The following is a 19,524-nucleotide window of genomic DNA, read 5'->3' as shown; positions in this document are numbered from 1 at the left end:
GTTTTGTATGAGCAATCATTTTCCCATCTCTGAACGAATGCGTCACAACCGCCTGCTTGCGGATTGCATCATACTCATTATTCCAACCATTTCATCCTTTTCAAACCATGCATCACGCTACTATTCTCTTTTCCAAAATAATCATGCAAATCAAGATAGTATTGGTAAAGCTCATCATAAATCTGCACATTTTCTGGTATTGGCGTAAATACTTCTTCTTTTACTTTCGCCATCTTTTCAGCAGCTTCAAAAATGGTATCATAACCGCCATTCTCCTCTCCAGCTGCAATACTCGCATACATGGCTGCTCCAAGCGCAGTGGTTTGACTGGAATCCGGTATTTTAATTTCTCTATTGATTACATCCGCATAGATTTGCATCAGTAATTTATTTCTTTGCGGCAAGCCGCCACTTGCAAAAATTTCATTTACTTCAATACCGGCATGGAGATAACCTTCAATGATTCTTCTTGTTCCAAATGCAGTAGATTCCAATAAGGAGCGATATATTTCTTCTGGTTTGGTGGCTAGTGTCAGACCTGCAATTATCCCAGATAAATGAGCATCGACCAAAACAGAACGATTCCCATTCCACCAATCCAAAGCTATCAGACCGGATTGTCCCGGCCTATAAATTGACGCTTTTTCCTCCAATAATGCATGTACATTCGTTTCCTTTTCCTTTGCCTCTTGTAAAACATAGCTTGGAACTGCATGATCCACATACCAGGCAAACGAATCCCCTACAGCCACCTGACCTGTCTCATAGCTAACGTAACCTGGAATGATTCCATCTTCTACAATCCCGCATACTCCTTCGATTCTTTCCTCTTTATCAGCAATCAACATATGACAAGTAGAAGTTCCCATTGCCATCACAAACTGCCCTGGATGTACCGCACCAACCGCAGCTACGCCGGCATGCGCATCGATAATTCCTACGGCTACAGAAGTTCCCGGGAGGAGACCGACTCTCTCTGCCATTTCTTCTGTCAATACTCCGGCCTTTTCCCCAATGGATTGCACTTCCCCACGCATTTTTGTTTCTAAAATACCTTCCAATCTAGAATCTAGTTTTTTAAAGAAAGAAGCTTCCGGGTACCCATTTTTCTTGCTCCAAAACCCTTTATAACCACATGTATTACTGCTTCGAATAAGCTTTCCTGTTAATTTAGAGGTCACCCAATCACATGCTTCCATAAATAAATCTGTTTTCTCATAGACTTCAGGAGCCTCTTTAACAATTTGCAATATTTTAGGAAATATCCATTCCGAAGAAATTTTTCCGCCATATAAACTTAAGAAATCTTCGCCTTGCTCCTGTGCAAGCTGTGTTATTTCATCTGCTTCCTTTTGCGCCGCATGATGCTTCCATAATTTCACCCAGCTATGCGGGGTACTTTCCCACTCCTGTTGAAAGCATAACGGTTCCCCTGCTTGATCTAATGGTAAGATAGTAGATGATGTGAAGTCTATCCCTACCCCAATAATATCTCTTTTATCGATTTGCGCCTTTTCGATTACTTTCGGTATAGATCGATAGAGCACATCTAAATAATCTCCAGGATGCTGCAACGCCCAGTCCGGCGGAAGCGTTTCCCCATTTGGCAGACTTTCATCTAAAACACCATGTTTATAATGCGTAACATGTGTGGCAATCTCTTCCCCATTCTGTACATCCACTAAGAGAACTCTGCCCGATTCTGTTCCAAAATCAACACCAATGGTATATTTTCGTAACAAGTCTTTCCCCTCCTTCATCACTTCAGCGTTCGCAAACTCAAAATGATTTATCATTATTTATATAATGGTCCATATGTTTGACAAGCGCGATAATCCGCTCCTGTAAAGTCACCACTCCCAAACGCAGTCCAAACACTAGGACGGAAAATACGACTTTCATCTACATTATGCATCGAAACCGGAATTCGAAGCATCGAAGCTAGCGTAATGAAATCATCACCAATATGTCCATAACTTACCGCACAGTGATTGGATCCCCAATTATACATTACAGAATAAACATCTTTAAATGCACCCTCTCCTGTCAATTTAGGAACAAACCAAGTAGTTGGCCAGGTAGAATCCGTTCTTTTATCTAACGTATCATGCACATCCTGTTCTAACTCTACACTGTAACCTTCCGCAAGTTGCAGAACTGGTCCAAGCCCATCAATGATATTGATTCGCGCAATCGTTACAGGCATGCCGCCTTTTGTTGTAAAGTCCGTAGAGAAACCTCCTCCGGGAAAGAAATCAACAGCTTGGCACCATTTCGTGGCATCCAGACATTTATTTACTTCTTCCTCTGAAATTTCCCAAAATGGCTTCATAGCAGGTGAACCATCCTTTTCTTGCTGCCCTGTGCCATCTAAGGAAGCCGGTCCCGAGTTCAGCAAATGAATGATTCCATTCGATGCTGCTCCTGTTAATTCTTTACCCGTTACACGTTTAACGGCCTCAGGGCTCCAATAGGTGCGAACATCAGCAAATATTTGTGCTGCATTTGTCAGCATATGTCCAAACAGCATCGTAATTCCATTTAACGTATCATTTTCAGTAGCCATCATAAAAGGCTCTCTTATCCCATTCCAATCAAATGATGAATTTAAGATAGCTTCCATAAAGTCTCCAGTCGGCATAAAATCTGTCCATGCGCGCTGTCCCTGAAAACCGGCAGCGATGGCATTATGCCCTAATGCAGCTTCTCCAAAGCCCTTCTCGGCTAGTTTTGGATTTCCAATCATAAGGTCTCTTGCAATAAGCGCCATTTTAACAACGGTTTTCCAATCCTCCTCTTTTTGTTCTTCCGTTCGTTGCGCCTCTGGTAAATTTGTATTTTCTCCTTCTTTACAATTTTCCCGTACCCATGTATAAGCTAATTCATATTCTTCTTCATCATAAATTTCATTCTGCAGTCTTCTTATGATTTCACTCATATCTACGTATTCATTTCTCATTCCTAGATATTTCTGGAAAAATTCTTCGATGACAACACTGCTTGCTATCCCCATCGATACCGAACCGATGGAAAGATATGATTTATCACGAATCGTTGTGACTGCAAGCGCAGCTTTGGAAAACTGTACTAATTTCGTTTGTACATCTTCAGGAACGGAAGAATCACTCATTTCTTGTACGTCCTGTCCATAAATATTGAACACTGGTAATCCTTTTTGATTATGTGCAGAAGAAGCAGCCGCTAAATAGACAGCTCCTGGTCTTTCCGTACCATTAAATCCCCATATTGCTTTAATCGTATGAGGATCTTGATCCATTGTTTCTGTTGGATAACACCAGGAGGGAGAGACGGTAATCGTTATGGCAACACCCTCTTTCTTAAACTTTTCTTGTGCTTGAGCTGCTTCCACAACACCGCCAATGGTCGTATCTGCAATGACACATTCTACCGGAGAGCCATCTGGATAGTGTAGCTGCTCCTTTAGCAGACTTGCCACACTTGTTGCCATTTTCATCGTAACCTCTTCTAAGGATTCTCGAATTCCTCCTTGCCGGCCGTCAATGACAGGACGAATCCCGATTTTTGGAAATTCTCCAACCCATCTATTTCCAGCATTTTTTGAAAAATTATCTTTATTTGTTAACATGTTGGTTCCTCCCTCTTTATCATCTTTTTTGAACCTGCTTAATTTAAGAAAATTTCTAAATCACTTAACCTACCAAAATCTTTTTATATCGAAAGATTAAATATTTTAAAAGTTTAAATGCTAATCTTACCGTTACCTATTTTGTATAAAACGCATTCGGTATTCGGAAGTTAAGGATTGAAGTTGTTGTACTTCCAATTTATCCGTAGGTGTAAGTGGTACAAGGCTTGTACGTGTTTTATTTGTCCATGAGAGCCCCTCTAATTGCAAGAAATACTTTGCATTTTCTGGATAATTTTGACGCTCTATCAAAGCTGACATACTCAGGAAATTTTGTAATGTTTCTGCTTTTTGGGGGTCTTGTTTAAATTTTGACATCAACCATACATATAAATCAGGCTGAAAGTTTGCCATTACGCCACTGTATCCAGCCACTCCTGCCTGTAACGTTTCTAATAATGTAGCCGTATTCGCATTATATATTTTTAAATTTGTATTCCTTGCAGCTTTTAGTTTTTCTTCTATTTGTTCTCGATCACAGCAAGTATCTTTTAAGAAATAAAAACGCCCTGTAAATGCAAGCTCTTTCAATAGATTTGGTGAAATTAACCGTTTATACGGTTTGGGACATTCATAAAAACCTAATGGAATATCCGCAGGTACTTGTTCTATTAATTTATAAATATTTTCACGGAATACATCTTCATCCTCATGTTCATCAACAAGTCGATTTGTAATCAAAATTACTGCATCTACTCCAGTAGCAGCCATCTTTTTGATTTGTATTACTTGATCTTCCAGTGCTGACGCAGTATGACCAGAGGCAATAACAGGAACTCTGCCAGCAGCTTTTTCTTTAACAAAAGAAGCAATCTGTATACTTTCTTCCTCAGTTAAAAAAAACATTTCACTAGATTGACAAACTGCAAATAAACCATCAACTCCTTTTTCTATATACCAATTAACTAATTCTTCAAGCGCAGGATAATCAATCTGATTATCTTTCGTAAAGGGGGTAAGCATTACTGGCCATACACCACCTGGAAATTGATTACTCATTCTTCCTATTCCTCCAATTCCTTTTCTTCAAATTGCCAAACAGCAACTCTTTTTCTATTCCATGTATACGATAAATAAATCGTCTGGTCCTTTCTTGTTATCGATGGATAGGAATACTCTCCTTCTCCCTCTTCAAGCGTATAAATGTCCTTCCAAGTATTACCGTTATCTTTTGAAATTGCCAGACGTAAAGGTGACCTCTTTCCCCAGTTTTCTGCTACTGGATTATAGCAAAGCACAAGCGAACCATTTGTCAATTGAACAACATCAATTCCACTGTTATTATTGGGTAACGATGTTGCATAAGCAGAAGACCATGTTTTTCCAAAATCTGCTGAATCAGCTCGATATATTCGACCTTCTGAAGAGCGCATAAGCATATGGACATTCCCTGACTTTGATTCCCATAGCGTTGGTTGGATAATTCCTCTACCATAAAAAGATTGTTCTGAGACTTCAATATCTGTATGTGATACGGTTTTTTCTCCATGATAGGAAATATCGTCCAAAGCAATAGATTCACTTCGTACCCAACTTTTTCCCTCATCAATTGAACGGTCAGTAAAAGTAGTCCACACTCCTTGCTCACTAGAACTGCCAGCCAATAACGAATAATCTGAAAGTGTTAAAACTTTTGTTCTTACTGGTCCTCTTCCTCCTTTATCTCCAGGTACCAGCTCTCTTGGCTCAGTCCACGTCTTTCCTCGATCATCAGAAATACGGATCATTGTTCTCCAAGAATGTATATCTCTTCCAACTTTATAAAAAAGAAGAAGCCTGCCCCCCTTCAATTGATGAAGCACAGGATTCCAATTGGGCTCCTCTTTATCATCAGCAATTACAACACTCTTTTCCCATTCACCTTTTGAAAAGCGGCTAATCCAAATTGCGATATCATTATTTCCTTCACGACTACCAGCAAACCATGTAACCAGCAAGTCATTATTATCTAATGCAAGACAATTCGTTGCATGGCATATCTGAAATGGAACATTATTTTCTTCAAACACATACGATTTCTTTTCTGCCATATCTATCTCACTCCTTCATGAAAAAACTATTCACCTTAATATTTTCTGAAAATAGACTATATTATTTTTTTAATTATTATTTGCTGTTTTCCGATTTTAATTTCAAGATTTAGTACCTTCAAATCTATCTTCTATAATAGGCATCCACCCCATATTCTACCTTTTACAGGTTAAAATGATTGGGTATGGTCGTAGAAATTGCCGGAATAAATATTACTAAAAGCAGAATTACAATCATAACTCCCCAAAGTGGTACTAGTGACCTTATAATCTGCTCTATTGGAATTTTGGCTATACTTTGTGCAGTAAACAATACTACACCTACAGGTGGTGTAATCTGACCGATTGCCATTGTAATGATAAAAATCATTCCAAAGTGAATTGGATCTATCCCAATTTGTAAGATTACTGGAAATAGAATTGGCGCCACTAGCAGAATAATTGGAGTTGGATCAAGAAAAGTTCCAAGTACCAATAATAGTAGAGTAATTAATAGCAGTAGTAAGTACTGGTTATCTGTAATGGTTATCAGAAAATCAACTAGCATTTGCGGAATACGTTCATATGTTAATACTTTACCAAATACAGAAGCACCAATTACCACTATCATAACCGTAGCTGTGATTTTTGCTCCATCTAGAAATATCCCAGGTAAATCCAAAATTTTAATTTTCTTATATACAAACATTCCTAAAAATAAAGCATAAACACATGCGATTGCTCCAGCCTCAGTGGGAGTAAACACTCCACCAACAATTCCAGCAATAATAATTACTACGGTAAACAATGGAATAATAGCTTTAAATAACCTTATAACGACTTGCCCTAATGGGACTCGAGGTTCTGTAGGATATTGTTGTTTAACAGAATAATAGTATGCGTATAATAGCATAGCTACTCCCATTAAAATTCCCGGGATTATCCCTGCTAGAAATAATGATCCTATTGATACATTTGCTGTTAAACCTAAAATAACCATTGGAATACTAGGTGGTAATATTGCACCTAAAGTACCTGAACTCGCTGTTATAGCTGCAGTAAAACCCATATCATATTTTTTTTCTCTCATGGCAGGGATTAAAACAGAACCGATACTTGCAGTATCAGCTACTGAAGATCCCGAAATCCCACTAAACAACATACTACTGAGTACATTGACTAGGGATAATCCTCCTTTAATATGACCAACCACTGCGTTTGCGAAATCCAAAAGCAGTCTAATTATGCCTCCTCGATCCATAATGAGTCCAGCTGTAACAAAAAAAGGAATCGCTAATAATGAACTTGAAGCTGCAGATGTCTGGAGTGATTGGATGATTGTAAACCCGCTATTTCCACTTAATAACATGGATCCAAGTGAAGCGATAATAATAGAGAAGCCTATTGGTACATTGATAAATAACAAGGCAAAAAAGGTGATAAATAAAACTGCTATTACCATCTATAGACCTCCTTTATTCTTAAAAACATTTTTTATTATTAAAAAATAAATCATCACAGAAAAGCCGATAGGGATTGGAGCAAATGACCAAGCCCTTGAAAATGGTAATGACGATAATCTCTGGTCTTTCAGCGCCATTGTTGCCATTACACCCTGTACTACTAGGTAGCAAAAGGTAATAATCGTAATAATAATACCAACATATTTTAATATCATTTGTAACTTAGTTGGTAATTTATTGAAGAAAAAACTAATAGACATATGTTCATTTGTAGAAACAGCTATTGCACTTCCTAAAAATGTTAACCAAACAAAAAGATTAGTATTTAATTCATCAGACCAGAAAATAGGCGAATTAGCAATATATCTTCCTACCACATTAGCAAAGGTGACTGCTAAAATTACCATAAGGATTATAGCTGTTATCCACTCTAAGAGATTATATCGTCTTTTTGAATTCCCTTCCATTTAACTAACTCCTTTATGATAAGACTGAGAATCCCAGTCTTTATAGTGTTTTATCTATTCCTTATGCTTTCAATGAGATCTTGCCCAACACTTTCTGAATGTTTCTCATAAACCGGTTCTACTAATCCTCTGAATGCTTCTACATCTACATCTTCCACTATTTCCAATCCGTCTTCTTCCATTTGTTTTAATAAATCATCTACTACCTCCTCATATAAATCCTTGCCCCATTCTTCTGATTCTTCTGCTGCTTGTAGGATTAAATCTTGATTTTCCTCAGAAAGATTATCCCAACTTTCTAAACTAATCATAAATAATGAAGGTGTTCTAAAATGTTCTGTCTGACTGTAGTAGTTCACAACTTCGTACTGTTTGGAATACCAAATAGCATCTGGAGCATTTTCAGCACCATCTATTACTCCTTGGCTTAAACTATTATAGACTTCTCCCCAAGGCATCGGGGTTGCAGCTCCCCCCATTGCATTAATCGCATCTACCATTATAGGACTTTGAACACCTCTTATTGTCAAGCCGTTTAAATCCTCTGGTACTTTTACTGGAGTGTCAACTGTATAAAAGTTTCTAGTACCTTGATCCAACCAAAATAGACCTTTTACGCCTGCTTTTTCTTCTAGGTCCTGTAGTAAACTCTCTCCAGCTTGACCGTTTAACACCTCGAACATATGCTCTTTATCTTCAAATAAATAAGGTAGATCAAATGCTCCAAATGATTCTACTGTACTTGACATGACTGAAGTAATCGCTTTACCCATATCAACGGAGCCCACTCTCATTCCTTCAAATAATTCATTTTCGTTTCCAAGAGTTGCATTATCATAGACTTCAATTTTGATTTTATCATCTGACAACTCTGCTACTTTGTCAGCAAAATGATGAATAACCTGTCCGTCTGGATAATCTGGCACCTGATTATGACCAGCTCTTAATACGATTTGTTCAACATCTTCACTACCTTGTGCTGTTTCATTATTCTCACCGCATGCACTAAGCACGGTTATAAACAGAACCATTGAAATAGCAAATAATATTTTTTTCATTATGTTTCACCTCTTTAATTTTTGGCTCTCCGCTATCTAGTGTTGAAACAACAAATTACTAGGACTAAACTTTTGCCATTACTTAATGTTACATTAGTTATTGGTCACGAATCGCTCAAAGCTCAGTAGGACAAGGGAATTAGTTCAGTTGCTCGATCAACATTCACCACCTGTTACTCAAATAATTAGCTTCATTGTTGGGGAAGCACAAAAAGTGGAATTAAACACTATATAGCGACGAACCTAATTTTTTGATTATATCTTGACAGGTAATCTAATTATCTGATTAAAAAATCACCTACTAATATTGAATCTATATTTAATCATTAAACCTAATAACAGGTTTAATGCACTTACCACCCTTTGCATCTTCAAATGCGTCAGCAAATTCTTCTTTTTTATATACCTTTGTGATTTTACTGGATGTAAATACATTAGATTTTAATAAATTCATAGCGGTTGATTCATCGTTGGAATTTGTATAAGGATACGACCCTTTCGCTCCAATTACAGTTAGTTCTTTTCTCAAAATGGGGAGTAGATCCAGATTATTTGCAGGACCATGATAAACACTTCCTATTATAATTTGAGCACCTTTTCTGGCTACCTCAAAAGCATCAGATAAAACCATGGATGATCCCGTTGCCTCTACTATAATATCTACTCCTTGTGGACCAACCTCCTCATATATTTCAGAAATCCATTTTTTGTTATTACGATCAATAACTTTATCAAACTTAAGTTCTTGCGCGACCTTTGTTTTTTCAAGGCTTATATCCATTCCAATAACTTTAGATGCGCCTAAATATTTAAAGAGTTCCCCTGCTATGACACCTATAGCTCCTAACCCAATTATCAAAACAGTTTGACCAGTTTTAATTTGTGCACGTTCTACAATCCTTAAAACACAGCTAACAGTTTCATGAAGCGTTCCTGCTATATCGTCTACCTCTTCTGGTAAAGGAGTTAAGAACTGAAAATCATCCGAATGTTCCACTAATGTTTCTTCAGCGAATCCACCCGGTTTAAGGACACTATTTAGACCTTTGCAATAATTTGGATGACCATTTCTACAGTTCCAACACACTCCGCAGGTTTTAATAATTCCACTAGCTACTCTCATTCCCTTGCTTAGACCATGTACATTCTCACCTATTGCTTCGACAACTCCTGTAAACTCATGACCAAAATATAATTCAGTTTTTCTATCTCTAAAACCATTTAATAAGGCGATATCGCTTCCACAAATCCCGCAAGCCTGGACTTTAACCTTCACAAAATTAGGCGGAACTTCGAGTGAAGGACTATCAACTAATTCGAGCTTTTCTTTTTCTAATATTGTTAATTGCTTCATCTTCTTATCAGTCCCTTCCTTTAGTACTAGTTACCAAGCTACTAAGCCTCCATCAATAACTAAATTATGCCCGGTAACATAGGAGGAAGCTTCTGACGCTAAATAAACAGCTGCACCTTTGATTTCTTTTCCTTCTTCTCCAAACCTACCAAGGGGTATCTGTTTACTGTAAGCCTTAACAAAATTTGGATCTTGATTTCTCCAAAACGGGCCTGGACTTATACAATTCACACGTATACCACTTTCAGCTAGGTACCCAGCCATATCTCTAGTCATATTAATAATGGCGGCTTTGGAAGCATGATAGTCAATTGTAGATCCACCAATAGATGTTCCATCATATACACGTCTATCTTTACCGACCATTCCCGTTACCGAACCTAAATTTATAATATTACCAGATTTAGCTGGCTTCATTACTTCAGCTACAACATATTTAGAGCAAAGAAATGCACCCGTTAGATTGATATCAATCGTTCTTTGCCACTCTGAAAGCGGACGATTTTCAAGCGTGCTATTTTCAGGTGTACTAACCACGTTACCTGCATTATTAACAAGGATATCAATGGTTCCAAAATATTCTTTAACTTTTTGAATAGTTGAAATAATCTGCTCCTCATTAGTTACATCTAAGCATACCCCTAATACATCCTGCCCTGTAATTTCCTTAATATCATCTGCACTTTTTTCTGCGTCTTCTAAGTTTCTACTTGTTATAGCTACATTTGCACCAGCTTCTGCAAGTGCCAGTGCCATATCATACCCTAAAGTTTTAGCGCCCCCTGTAATTAATGCAACTTTATTTTTCAGACTAAATAATTCTTGTATATTCATATAACATCCTCCTAATTTTCAATTCTATGTTTACTACTAACAGTAGCCCATTTTCTATTTTCAGCTGACTTATAAAGTGCCTCTAGTAGAAACAAACTCTTTAAACCTTCATATCCATCAATAATTGGTTTATTGTCATTTCTTATTGCATGAATAAAATCCTTATATAAAAATTCATGTCCTTCGGATTCAATTAGGCTAGGTACTGATGAGTCTTGATGTAAATTAACATTTCGTTCATTTTCCACTGAATCGTGAATGACAAGTTTTGTATAACCACGACTTTCTATAAATGTTGCTGAATCTAAACTACCATGAATCGTAAGTCTGGCTGGTTCTTCCAGTGACATGGCAGTGCTAGTAACAAAGTTCCCTAGTAAACCTTCATTAAATAGAATTTGACCAACTGCTAAGTCCTCGACTTCCATCCATTTCCGTAAATTTTGAACTGTACAATTAACTTCCACCACAGGTCCAAACAAATGTAAAGCAAGATCAAGAAAGTGAATAGCCTGAGTCACTAACACCCCACCACCAGCTTTATACTTGTCATTTCTCCAGCTATTGTCAAAATAACTTTTTTCCCTTAGCCATTTTACATCGATATCAACTAAGTTGATCTTACCTAGAGCGCCATCCTTAATAAGTTGTTTCAGTTGTTGAAACTCAGTGACAAATCTATTTTGAAAAATAACGCCTAGTTTTATTCCTGCTTCCTCAGCCTTAGAAATTATGTCTTGACTTTGATCAATAGATAACGCTAAAGGCTTCTCAATTAAAATATGTTTTTTAGCTTTAATAGCACTTAAACAAGCACTGTAATGTAAATGGTGAGGTAAACAAATACTTACAGCATCTATTTTTGGATGTTGGACCAAATCTTCTATACTTTTACTAACGTTAGCAGAAAAACTCTCTGAAACTTCTTTGGCCTTTTTACGATTGCTGTCTGTAACACTAATTAGCTCGGCATTCGGGTTTTTGGTAATAGTTTTCGCATGAATATGACCTATAGGACTACAACCAATTAACCCAAATCTGATTGGATTCATAATTTTACCTCCGTGTTGTTATTTTACTTAGACGCAATCTTATTAATATCATCTAAAACCTTTCTCACACTCGACATGTGACTAAGGTTAATGGACGGAGAACGCCCTGCCATCCAATCCTTTAAAGTTTCCCTTACAAAAATTGGATATAAATCATCGGAATCGGTAACAACAGGTATTTTTTCTACGTTTTCATTAAACACACGTAATTCTAAACAGTTTTCTGACAATGTGTGATATCCATTACGAGTAACTAATTTCCAGCTGTTTTCTCTTTTTTTAGATTCAGACATTGGAAATGCATAACCTGCTTCAATACTTATTGTTGCCCCACTGTCAGTCTCAAGGTGTGTAACTGCATAATCTTCTACAGAGTAATTAAAGTTGTAATGGAAATTTGATGATAGAACTCTAAGACTATTTGAGTTGGTCAGGAATAGTGCTAAATCTAGAAAATGAACTCCGAGATTAGTCATACAGCCTCCGCCAGCAATATCAGAATCCAACATCCATGGTGTGCCATTTTCTATATATCTATCTGGTGGTCCAGCAATAAATTGAAAGGATAAATGGTTGTATTCTTCAGGATTAAATTTTTCCCGCAATTTTGTAACCGCTTCACTAAAACGCCAAACAAAAGGAATTGAACAAAATACACCATTATCGCTAGCATGCTTTTCAATAGTTTTCACTTGTTCAAAATTTAGACCTACAGGTTTCTCCATTGCAAATGCAATATTCATATCAATTAATTTTTTGGCTAAACTCGCCATATCACTATGTTTAGCAAATGCAAAAACAAAGTCTGGTTTTGCTTCTTTCAGGAGTTTGTCTATATCCGTATAAGATACAGAATTGAAAAAAACTGCTAATTCATTCGCAACCTCAGGGGTTTGATCTTGAACTCCACAGACCATACAATCCATATTTTTAATTTCTTCAATGTACAAGGGTACGTGCCAATGACTCGCACCTACTATTGCTACCTTTGGCAAGTTCATAATAACCCTCCTTTTTTAGTTTGAAAAATAAGAAATAATGATTTGCTTTAACTAAAACGTTTTAGCAATAAAGAGATAAATATAGATAGTTATAATCTATCTAAACTGCTATCTCTCTCTACTAAATAAGATTCAAATTTTATCGATTCGGATGTATCTACTTCATGATTGATTATTTTCAAAAGCTGTCTGACACAAGCTTCTGCCATTTCTTCAACTGGTAGATGTACAGTTGATAAAGAAGGGAGTGTAAATTGTGTTGAGCTAATATTATCATGACCGATTATCTCAATATCTTTTGGTATTCGAATATTTTTTTGATGAAATGCTGCCAGTGCTCCCATTGCCATATGATCACTTAAAAAGAAAAGAGCTGTCGGCATTTCTTTATGATGATGTAATAAATGCAGAGCTGCTTCATAGCCACCTTTTTCAGAAAACTCACCAAACCATTCCTGAATATCCGAAACCTCTGATCCTTGACTCCATCTCTCTCTAAAACCTTTTCGACGGAGTTCAATAGCTTCTGATGAAACATTAGGAATAATCATCCCTACATGCTTATGCCCATTAGATATAAATAAAGAAGCTAACTCTTTTCCAGTATTCTCACTATCTACGCAAACAGTTCCATATTTATTAGAATGTCTCTGATAGACAACAACGGGGACACTTAAATCAGCTTTTTCTAAATAAGCCATATCTTTATTTGAAGCATTTGCAACAATAGCACCATTAAACCGTAAACCCGTATGAAGACTCTTAACTTCATTTAATTTATCATTTTCATACGGTTGAATAACTAATTCAAATAAGCCATCTTGATAAAGAGATTTCGTTTGAATTCCTTGCATAAAGCGTGAAATCAACGATGTTCTCGTATCGAGTGTCCAGAGAATCGCAATAACAGGTACTTCTTTTTCTCCTTTTGTTCGCAAACGTCTAGCAGATAAACTGGGGTTATAACCTAGTTTCTTTGCTGTTTCTAAAACCTTTTGCTGTGTTTTTTCAGAAATTCTCATTTGCTCTGCTTTTCCATTTAACACAAAAGAAGCGGTACCTATGGAAACATTTGCCTGTTTTGCTATCTCACGTATTGTTGCCATATAACTCCCCCCTTTCTATTTTTTATCTAAATCTATCGGCTAAAACGTTATAGCAAAGATAACAAAACCGTTTTAATTTGTCAATATATTTTTGTATGCGATTTCAGTTTATATATTTTAATGATGCATCGTTCAAGTGCTGCATATATCTTAGAAGATAAAGAAAAAGCGCACCCGCCAGGCTGCGCTTTTTTTACTTTATCTATTAAAGGTTACTTTCTCTTCCGTATCATTTAACAAAATCGATGCCTCACTCGGTTTTGTATGAGCAATCATTTTCCCATCTCTAAACGAGTGTGTCACAACAGCCTGCTTACGAATCGCATCATACTCATTATCAGCGGACAAGACAATAAAATTCGCCGGCTTACCTGCTTCAATACCGTAATTTTCTTCTATATGCAGTGTTTTCGCACTGTTTTTTGTAATTAAATCGATCGAATTAATAATCTGCTCATAGCCCATTAATTGCGATGCATGAATCCCCATATGCAGCACCTGCAGCATATTGCCCGTTCCCAGCGGATACCACGGGTCAAAAATATCATCATGACCAAAGCAAATATTAAGCCCTGCCTCCTGCAGCTCTTTCACACGGGTCAAGCCGCGGCGTTTTGGATACGTATCGAATCTGCCCTGAAGATGAATATTTACAAGCGGATTAGATACAAAATTGATATTGGACATTTTCAGTAAACGGAAGAGCTTCGATGTATATGCATCATTATAAGAGCCCATTGCTGTCGTATGACTTGCTGTGGTACGCTCTCCCAAACCGCGTTCATACGCCTCTTTCGCGACTACTTCTACAAAGCGGGACTGCTCGTCATCTATTTCATCACAATGAATATCCACTAATTTATCATATTTCTCAGCAAGATCAAACGCGACTCTCATCGAATCTACGCCATATTCTCTTGTAAATTCGAAATGCGGAATACCGCCGACAACATCGGCACCCATTTTCAATGCTTCTTCCAACAGCTCCTTACCATTTGGATAGGAATGAATCCCCTCCTGTGGGAAAGCAACCAGCTGAATATCTACATAAGGAGCCATTTCCTGCTTCACTTCAAGCATTGCTTTTAAAGCTGTCAGGTCTGGATCGGTCACATCTACATGGGTACGGACATTCTGAATACCTTGAGCAATTTGCCACTTCAATGCTGTTTTGGATCTCTTTTTCACATCTTCCATCGTTAATGTCTCTTTACGTTCAGACCAGCGCTGGATACCTTCAAATAGCGTTCCACTTTGATTCCAGGCAGGCTCTCCTGCTGTTAAAGTCGTATCTAAATGAATATGCGGTTCAATAAAAGGCGGGAGAACCAGCGCACCATTTACATCAATTACTTCTTTCGCTTCAGATTGCGGCAACTCCTGCGTTACCGCGTTAAATTTCCCATTTTCTACAACGATATGCCAAAGGCCATCTTTTCCTCTTAGCTTTGCATTTTTAATAATCACTGACTACCTCATCCTTCTCTTTTAATGGTGCTGTGACCGTTTCTTTTTGAGACATTAGTTTCATTCCGGCAACATAAATGATAGACGTTCCTAATAATGCGTTAATCGGCGGGATTCCCGGCACAAAATTAGCAATTGCTACCCCGCCTGCCCAGGCAACGATTGCCACCCAGTTTACAGCTTTAAATGTCATTGTTTTAAAGGGCGCATATTTCCTGCGACGGACCAGATAATAATCCGCTAATATAATCGCTCCAATGGACGGCAGTGCCGATCCCAGAACATTTAAAAATCCTACAAAATTATTGAATAACCACATAGCAGCAATGGTTCCGACAATTCCATTGAACACAACGATTTTTTTCTTTGGTAATTTGGTGATATTAGCAAACCCTAAACCAGAAGCATATAACGCACTATCATTGGTTGTCCAAATGTTTAAGCCTAACACAATAATAGCAGGAATCATCAGCCCTTGTAAAAACATCACATCCGAGATGTCTGCAACACCGAAAGCCATCGCACCCACTGCGCCGAATAAAAACATCAACGAATTACCGAGGAAGAAAGCAATAATATTTGCCCATACTGCTGATTTCGCTGATTTTGCAAAGCGGGCAAAGTCAGGAGTCAGCGTTCCCGCACTGATAAATGATCCTACACAAATGGTTAAAGCCAATCCTACGCTCATTATCTGTGCTGGTTCATAAGCAAATAATCCTTGCAATCCGCCAATTTCCTGTGCTGAATTGGTCATTGAATAGCTTCCAAAGATTGCAATTGCCGGTACTGCAATAAACCCTAATATGGTTAAAGTCTTCATTCCAAAAATTGCTGAAACAGTCATCAATAAACCCAACACGGCGATAAGTATATATACATTCCATCCTGTCGCTGTGGCAACGGGAATAGCAAACATCGCCAGCCCTACTCCAAACCAGCACACCTGTGTAGAAGCAAGCAAAAAGGAAGTTAGATAAGATCCTTTTTCTCCAAATGCGTAACGCGCTAATAAATGTGTAGATAATCCTGTTTTAGAAGCAATGTAAGCAAGCGATCCTGTATAAAGCCCAAGAATCAGGTTACCAGCCAGTACAATCCAGATAAAATTAGAAAAGGTAAGCCCTGTTCCTAACGTTCCTCCAGACATCATACTTGCTGAGAAAAAGCTGAGCGACAGCATGACCGCTAAAATCTTCCAAAACCCGTTTCGATGCGAGCGCGGCACTGCCTGTAATGAAAATTCTTTATCTATTTGTGACATACCAATTCCTCCATTAAGTAGATTATAAGAAACTGGTACCGAAAGACTTCCGTTTTAAAAGAAATGAACAAAAAAAGCTTCCTGTTCAAGTCCTGACAGGAAGCTTTTTCTGTATAATGCACACCTGAATACACCTTTCACACAGAGTATCCACACAGTAGTCATTATATTTGCGCTGTCCTTGTCAGCCTCTCTGGACTGATTTAAAGGTACCAGTATGTTTATCAAAGTATATTATGGCATAAAATTGTTGGGTTGTCATCTTGGGAATTATTGGGATAATGGGATCGTTTTAAGGATTACAAGCTGATTAAATATTGCTTTAATAGGGGTATCTATTGTTTCCCTTTAAATTTATGTTCGGTTTTATCACCATTATATTGGAGGGAAAACTCAACTAATCCAAATTAACTTTATAAAAAGTTTATCGCAGTGTACTGGCTGCACGGCTCATGCTTCAAAAAACAGAAGATTAAACTGTCAGTAACGACCCGCCCCGCTGACACACAAGACCGACAATCTCGTAACCTATTTAATAAACTGCTCATAAACTTTACCCACTCTAAAAAGAAGCTCCTCTCTATAATAGCTTGTAACCATTTGAAACCCGACGGACAGACCATCTTTTTTCATCCCGGATGGGAGTGTCAAAGCCGGATGTCCTGTAAAATTAAAGGGTGATGTGTACTTGACCATATAATCTCCAATAGATTCATATTCTTTCCCGTTAAATACCTGCTCTTCCTCAATGTATGGTGGCAAAATCGGCATAGTCGGCGTGATCATGATATCAACTTCCTCTAAGAGCTTATCCATTTTCAGCTTCCATGCTTCTCTTGTCTTCAGGGCATTCAGATATTCAAACGCAAGAATGTTATTTCCTCTTTCAAAGGTCTGTACCAGCTCCTTACTATACTTCTGTTTATGAAGGTTATATTTATCATTATGTATAACAGTGATTTCTGAAGTCCCTATTGTTCTGGATAATCTTACTGTATCGTTATTCAGAAAGGAAACATCAATCATTTTAATCTGTGCTCCCAGCTTCTCCAAAGTATTTATAACCAGTTCCATCATCGAATCTGTAATATTATCATTAAATGCGTTGAAGTATGCATTAGGAAGACCAATTTTTAAATCAATTAATCCATTTTTATAATCGAATTGGCGGTATTTCACACCGATTAGTGCCTCCGTCAAATATGTCACATCAGCCATATTATTTGCAATTACTCCAACATGATCCAATGTCCAGGAAAGAGGCATGATTCCTTTCATCCCTACCAAACCAACTGTAGGCTTAATTCCTACCACTCCACAGCATGCTGCCGGTATCCGTACTGATCCCGAAGTGTCTGTACCGATAGAACCGATGCATAAATCTGCTGCTACCGCTACAGCAGACCCGCTGCTTGACCCTCCGGCAGTTCTTTTCTTATTTAAGGGATTAAACACGTCTCCAAAGTATTTATTTTTAGAAGTAACATCTGCGGCGTATTCTGACATATTATTTTTCCCTAAGGTGATACAGCCTGCTGTCTCCAATGTATCTACCACTTCCGCATTTCGCTTGGCAATATTCGTTAAATCTATTTGTGATCCGTTCGTTGTAGGGACCCCTGAAATATTAATCGCATCTTTAAATGAAACAGGGATACCGCACAAACTCATTTTTTCGTTATTTACCCAGACTTTTTCATATTTTCCAGCCTGTTCAAGCGCTCTTTTTTCCATCAAAGTAATATAGGAATGAAGTGTCGAATCCCTCTCCTTACATTTACGTAAGTACGCATTAATCATTTCAACAGGAGTAAACTGACGCTTTTGATATCCATTTAATAGCTCGTCTATCGTAAATCCCATAAAAATTCTCCTTCCCGAAACACAATTGTTTACATTTTTAAGCTCCCATCTATATTTCCTATAAACAGGGAGAAAGTACATCTCCTCATGATTAGTAACTCTAATGAATGATGTCAGAAACATTCATTTTGAGCGAAGATGTACTTTCTGTTTCATTCATTTATTCCGTTTTTAGAATTGGAGACCACTTCATTTAAGGCTTCCATGATTACCTTATTGATAACAACAGCAACATAACTGGCGCCCTGTTCAAAAGCTTTCGCTGCCGAAGCCGAGTCAGATGCTACCAATCCCATTTTTATATCATGCTGTTTTGCTTTCTTAAACAGATTCGATATAACGCTCTGCACCTCTGGATGACCGGGATTGTCATACCCCAAATTCACAGCTAAATCTGTTGAACCTATAAAAGCTATGTCAATTTCATTTACAACAATGATTTCTTCAAAGTTTTGTACAGCCTCTTTTGTTTCAATGTGTACAGAAATAAGACTATTTTTGTTCGCCTGATCTAAATAGGATCTTCCACTTAGTGTTCCATATTGTGCTGCCGGAATCGAGTAGGCAACGCCTCGCATTCCGACCGGAGGATACTTCGCTTTGGAAACAACTTCCTCCGCCTGCTCCTGATTATTAATCATTGGTACCTGGACTCCTTCTGCACCATTGTCCAACGCCTTTTGTATGGACGATGGGTCATAAGAGGTACGTACTATGGGTGACATATTAGTCCGTTTCGCAGCCCGTATCATCTCTGTAATTTCGGATTGACTGAATGCTCCATGTTCATTATCAATTACTACAAAGTCATACCCGTTAAATCCGAGCATCTCAACCAGTGAAGGATTATATGCATTTACAAATCCACCTAAGGCTTTTTCATTAGTCAAAATTTTTTCTTTCAAGTTTTTTGTCATAC

Annotated in this window: 16 protein-coding genes; all 16 read right to left on the bottom strand. The window is 37.7% G+C overall.

Annotated elements, in window-relative coordinates; translation table 11 throughout:
- Positions 1 to 77: 77 nt before the first annotated feature.
- The 16 genes from FLK20_RS13970 to FLK20_RS13895 all read right to left on the bottom strand — a co-directional run bounded on the left by FLK20_RS13970 (position 78) and on the right by FLK20_RS13895 (position 19,522).
- Positions 78 to 1,742 (bottom strand): ribulokinase, encoded by a 1,665-nt coding sequence (locus FLK20_RS13970; RefSeq protein ID WP_152657210.1) that lies wholly within the window; start codon positions 1,740 to 1,742, stop codon positions 78 to 80.
- A 53-nt stretch (positions 1,743 to 1,795) separates the two neighbouring features.
- Entirely contained in the window at positions 1,796 to 3,607 is a 1,812-nt protein-coding gene (locus FLK20_RS13965; RefSeq protein ID WP_152657209.1) for an L-fucose isomerase, read from the bottom strand.
- Positions 3,608 to 3,739: 132 nt separating this feature from the next.
- Entirely contained in the window at positions 3,740 to 4,666 is a 927-nt protein-coding gene (locus FLK20_RS13960; protein WP_152657208.1) for a dihydrodipicolinate synthase family protein, read from the bottom strand.
- Positions 4,667 to 4,671: 5 nt separating this feature from the next.
- On the bottom strand, positions 4,672 to 5,697 hold the full coding sequence (locus FLK20_RS13955) for a sialidase family protein (RefSeq protein WP_152657207.1): 1,026 nt from the start codon (positions 5,695 to 5,697) through the stop codon (positions 4,672 to 4,674).
- A 163-nt stretch (positions 5,698 to 5,860) separates the two neighbouring features.
- Positions 5,861 to 7,138 (bottom strand): TRAP transporter large permease, encoded by a 1,278-nt coding sequence (locus FLK20_RS13950; protein WP_152657206.1) that lies wholly within the window; start codon positions 7,136 to 7,138, stop codon positions 5,861 to 5,863.
- Positions 7,139 to 7,606 (bottom strand): TRAP transporter small permease, encoded by a 468-nt coding sequence (locus FLK20_RS13945; protein ID WP_152657205.1) that lies wholly within the window; start codon positions 7,604 to 7,606, stop codon positions 7,139 to 7,141.
- A gap of 50 nt (positions 7,607 to 7,656) precedes the next feature.
- A complete protein-coding gene (locus FLK20_RS13940; RefSeq protein ID WP_152657204.1) occupies positions 7,657 to 8,664 on the bottom strand; it encodes a TRAP transporter substrate-binding protein in 1,008 nt (335 codons plus the stop codon).
- Positions 8,665 to 8,983: 319 nt separating this feature from the next.
- Entirely contained in the window at positions 8,984 to 10,018 is a 1,035-nt protein-coding gene (locus tag FLK20_RS13935) for a zinc-dependent alcohol dehydrogenase (RefSeq protein ID WP_152657203.1), read from the bottom strand.
- Positions 10,019 to 10,048: 30 nt separating this feature from the next.
- Positions 10,049 to 10,852, bottom strand: a complete 804-nt coding sequence (locus FLK20_RS13930; protein WP_152657202.1) for an SDR family NAD(P)-dependent oxidoreductase — start codon at positions 10,850 to 10,852, stop codon at positions 10,049 to 10,051.
- Positions 10,853 to 10,863: 11 nt separating this feature from the next.
- On the bottom strand, positions 10,864 to 11,904 hold the full coding sequence (locus FLK20_RS13925) for a Gfo/Idh/MocA family protein (RefSeq protein ID WP_152657201.1): 1,041 nt from the start codon (positions 11,902 to 11,904) through the stop codon (positions 10,864 to 10,866).
- A gap of 23 nt (positions 11,905 to 11,927) precedes the next feature.
- Positions 11,928 to 12,905: a Gfo/Idh/MocA family protein gene (locus FLK20_RS13920; RefSeq protein ID WP_152657200.1), complete on the bottom strand. Its 978-nt coding sequence runs from the start codon at positions 12,903 to 12,905 to the stop codon at positions 11,928 to 11,930.
- Positions 12,906 to 12,994: 89 nt separating this feature from the next.
- The gene (locus FLK20_RS13915; RefSeq protein WP_152657199.1) at positions 12,995 to 14,011 is read right to left on the bottom strand and encodes a LacI family DNA-binding transcriptional regulator; all 1,017 of its coding nucleotides are present in this window, start codon (positions 14,009 to 14,011) and stop codon (positions 12,995 to 12,997) included.
- 198 nt (positions 14,012 to 14,209) lie between these two features.
- Positions 14,210 to 15,478, bottom strand: coding sequence for a cytosine deaminase (locus FLK20_RS13910; RefSeq protein ID WP_152657198.1), 1,269 nt, complete (start codon positions 15,476 to 15,478; stop codon positions 14,210 to 14,212).
- Positions 15,468 to 16,742, bottom strand: coding sequence for a cytosine permease (gene codB / locus FLK20_RS13905; protein ID WP_152657197.1), 1,275 nt, complete (start codon positions 16,740 to 16,742; stop codon positions 15,468 to 15,470). Before codB ends, FLK20_RS13910 begins: the two co-directional genes overlap by 11 nt.
- A gap of 528 nt (positions 16,743 to 17,270) precedes the next feature.
- Positions 17,271 to 18,605 carry an amidase gene (locus tag FLK20_RS13900; protein ID WP_194165631.1) on the bottom strand — a complete coding sequence of 445 codons (1,335 nt, stop codon included), beginning with the start codon at positions 18,603 to 18,605 and terminating at the stop codon, positions 17,271 to 17,273.
- 152 nt (positions 18,606 to 18,757) lie between these two features.
- Entirely contained in the window at positions 18,758 to 19,522 is a 765-nt protein-coding gene (locus FLK20_RS13895) for an HpcH/HpaI aldolase family protein (RefSeq protein ID WP_152657195.1), read from the bottom strand.
- Positions 19,523 to 19,524 lie beyond the last annotated feature (2 nt).

It is taken from the genome of Oceanobacillus sp. CFH 90083 (assembly GCF_009389585.1).
In the GTDB taxonomy this organism is placed as follows: domain Bacteria; phylum Bacillota; class Bacilli; order Bacillales; family Amphibacillaceae; genus Oceanobacillus.
This window is presented reverse-complemented; position numbering and strand designations above follow the sequence as displayed.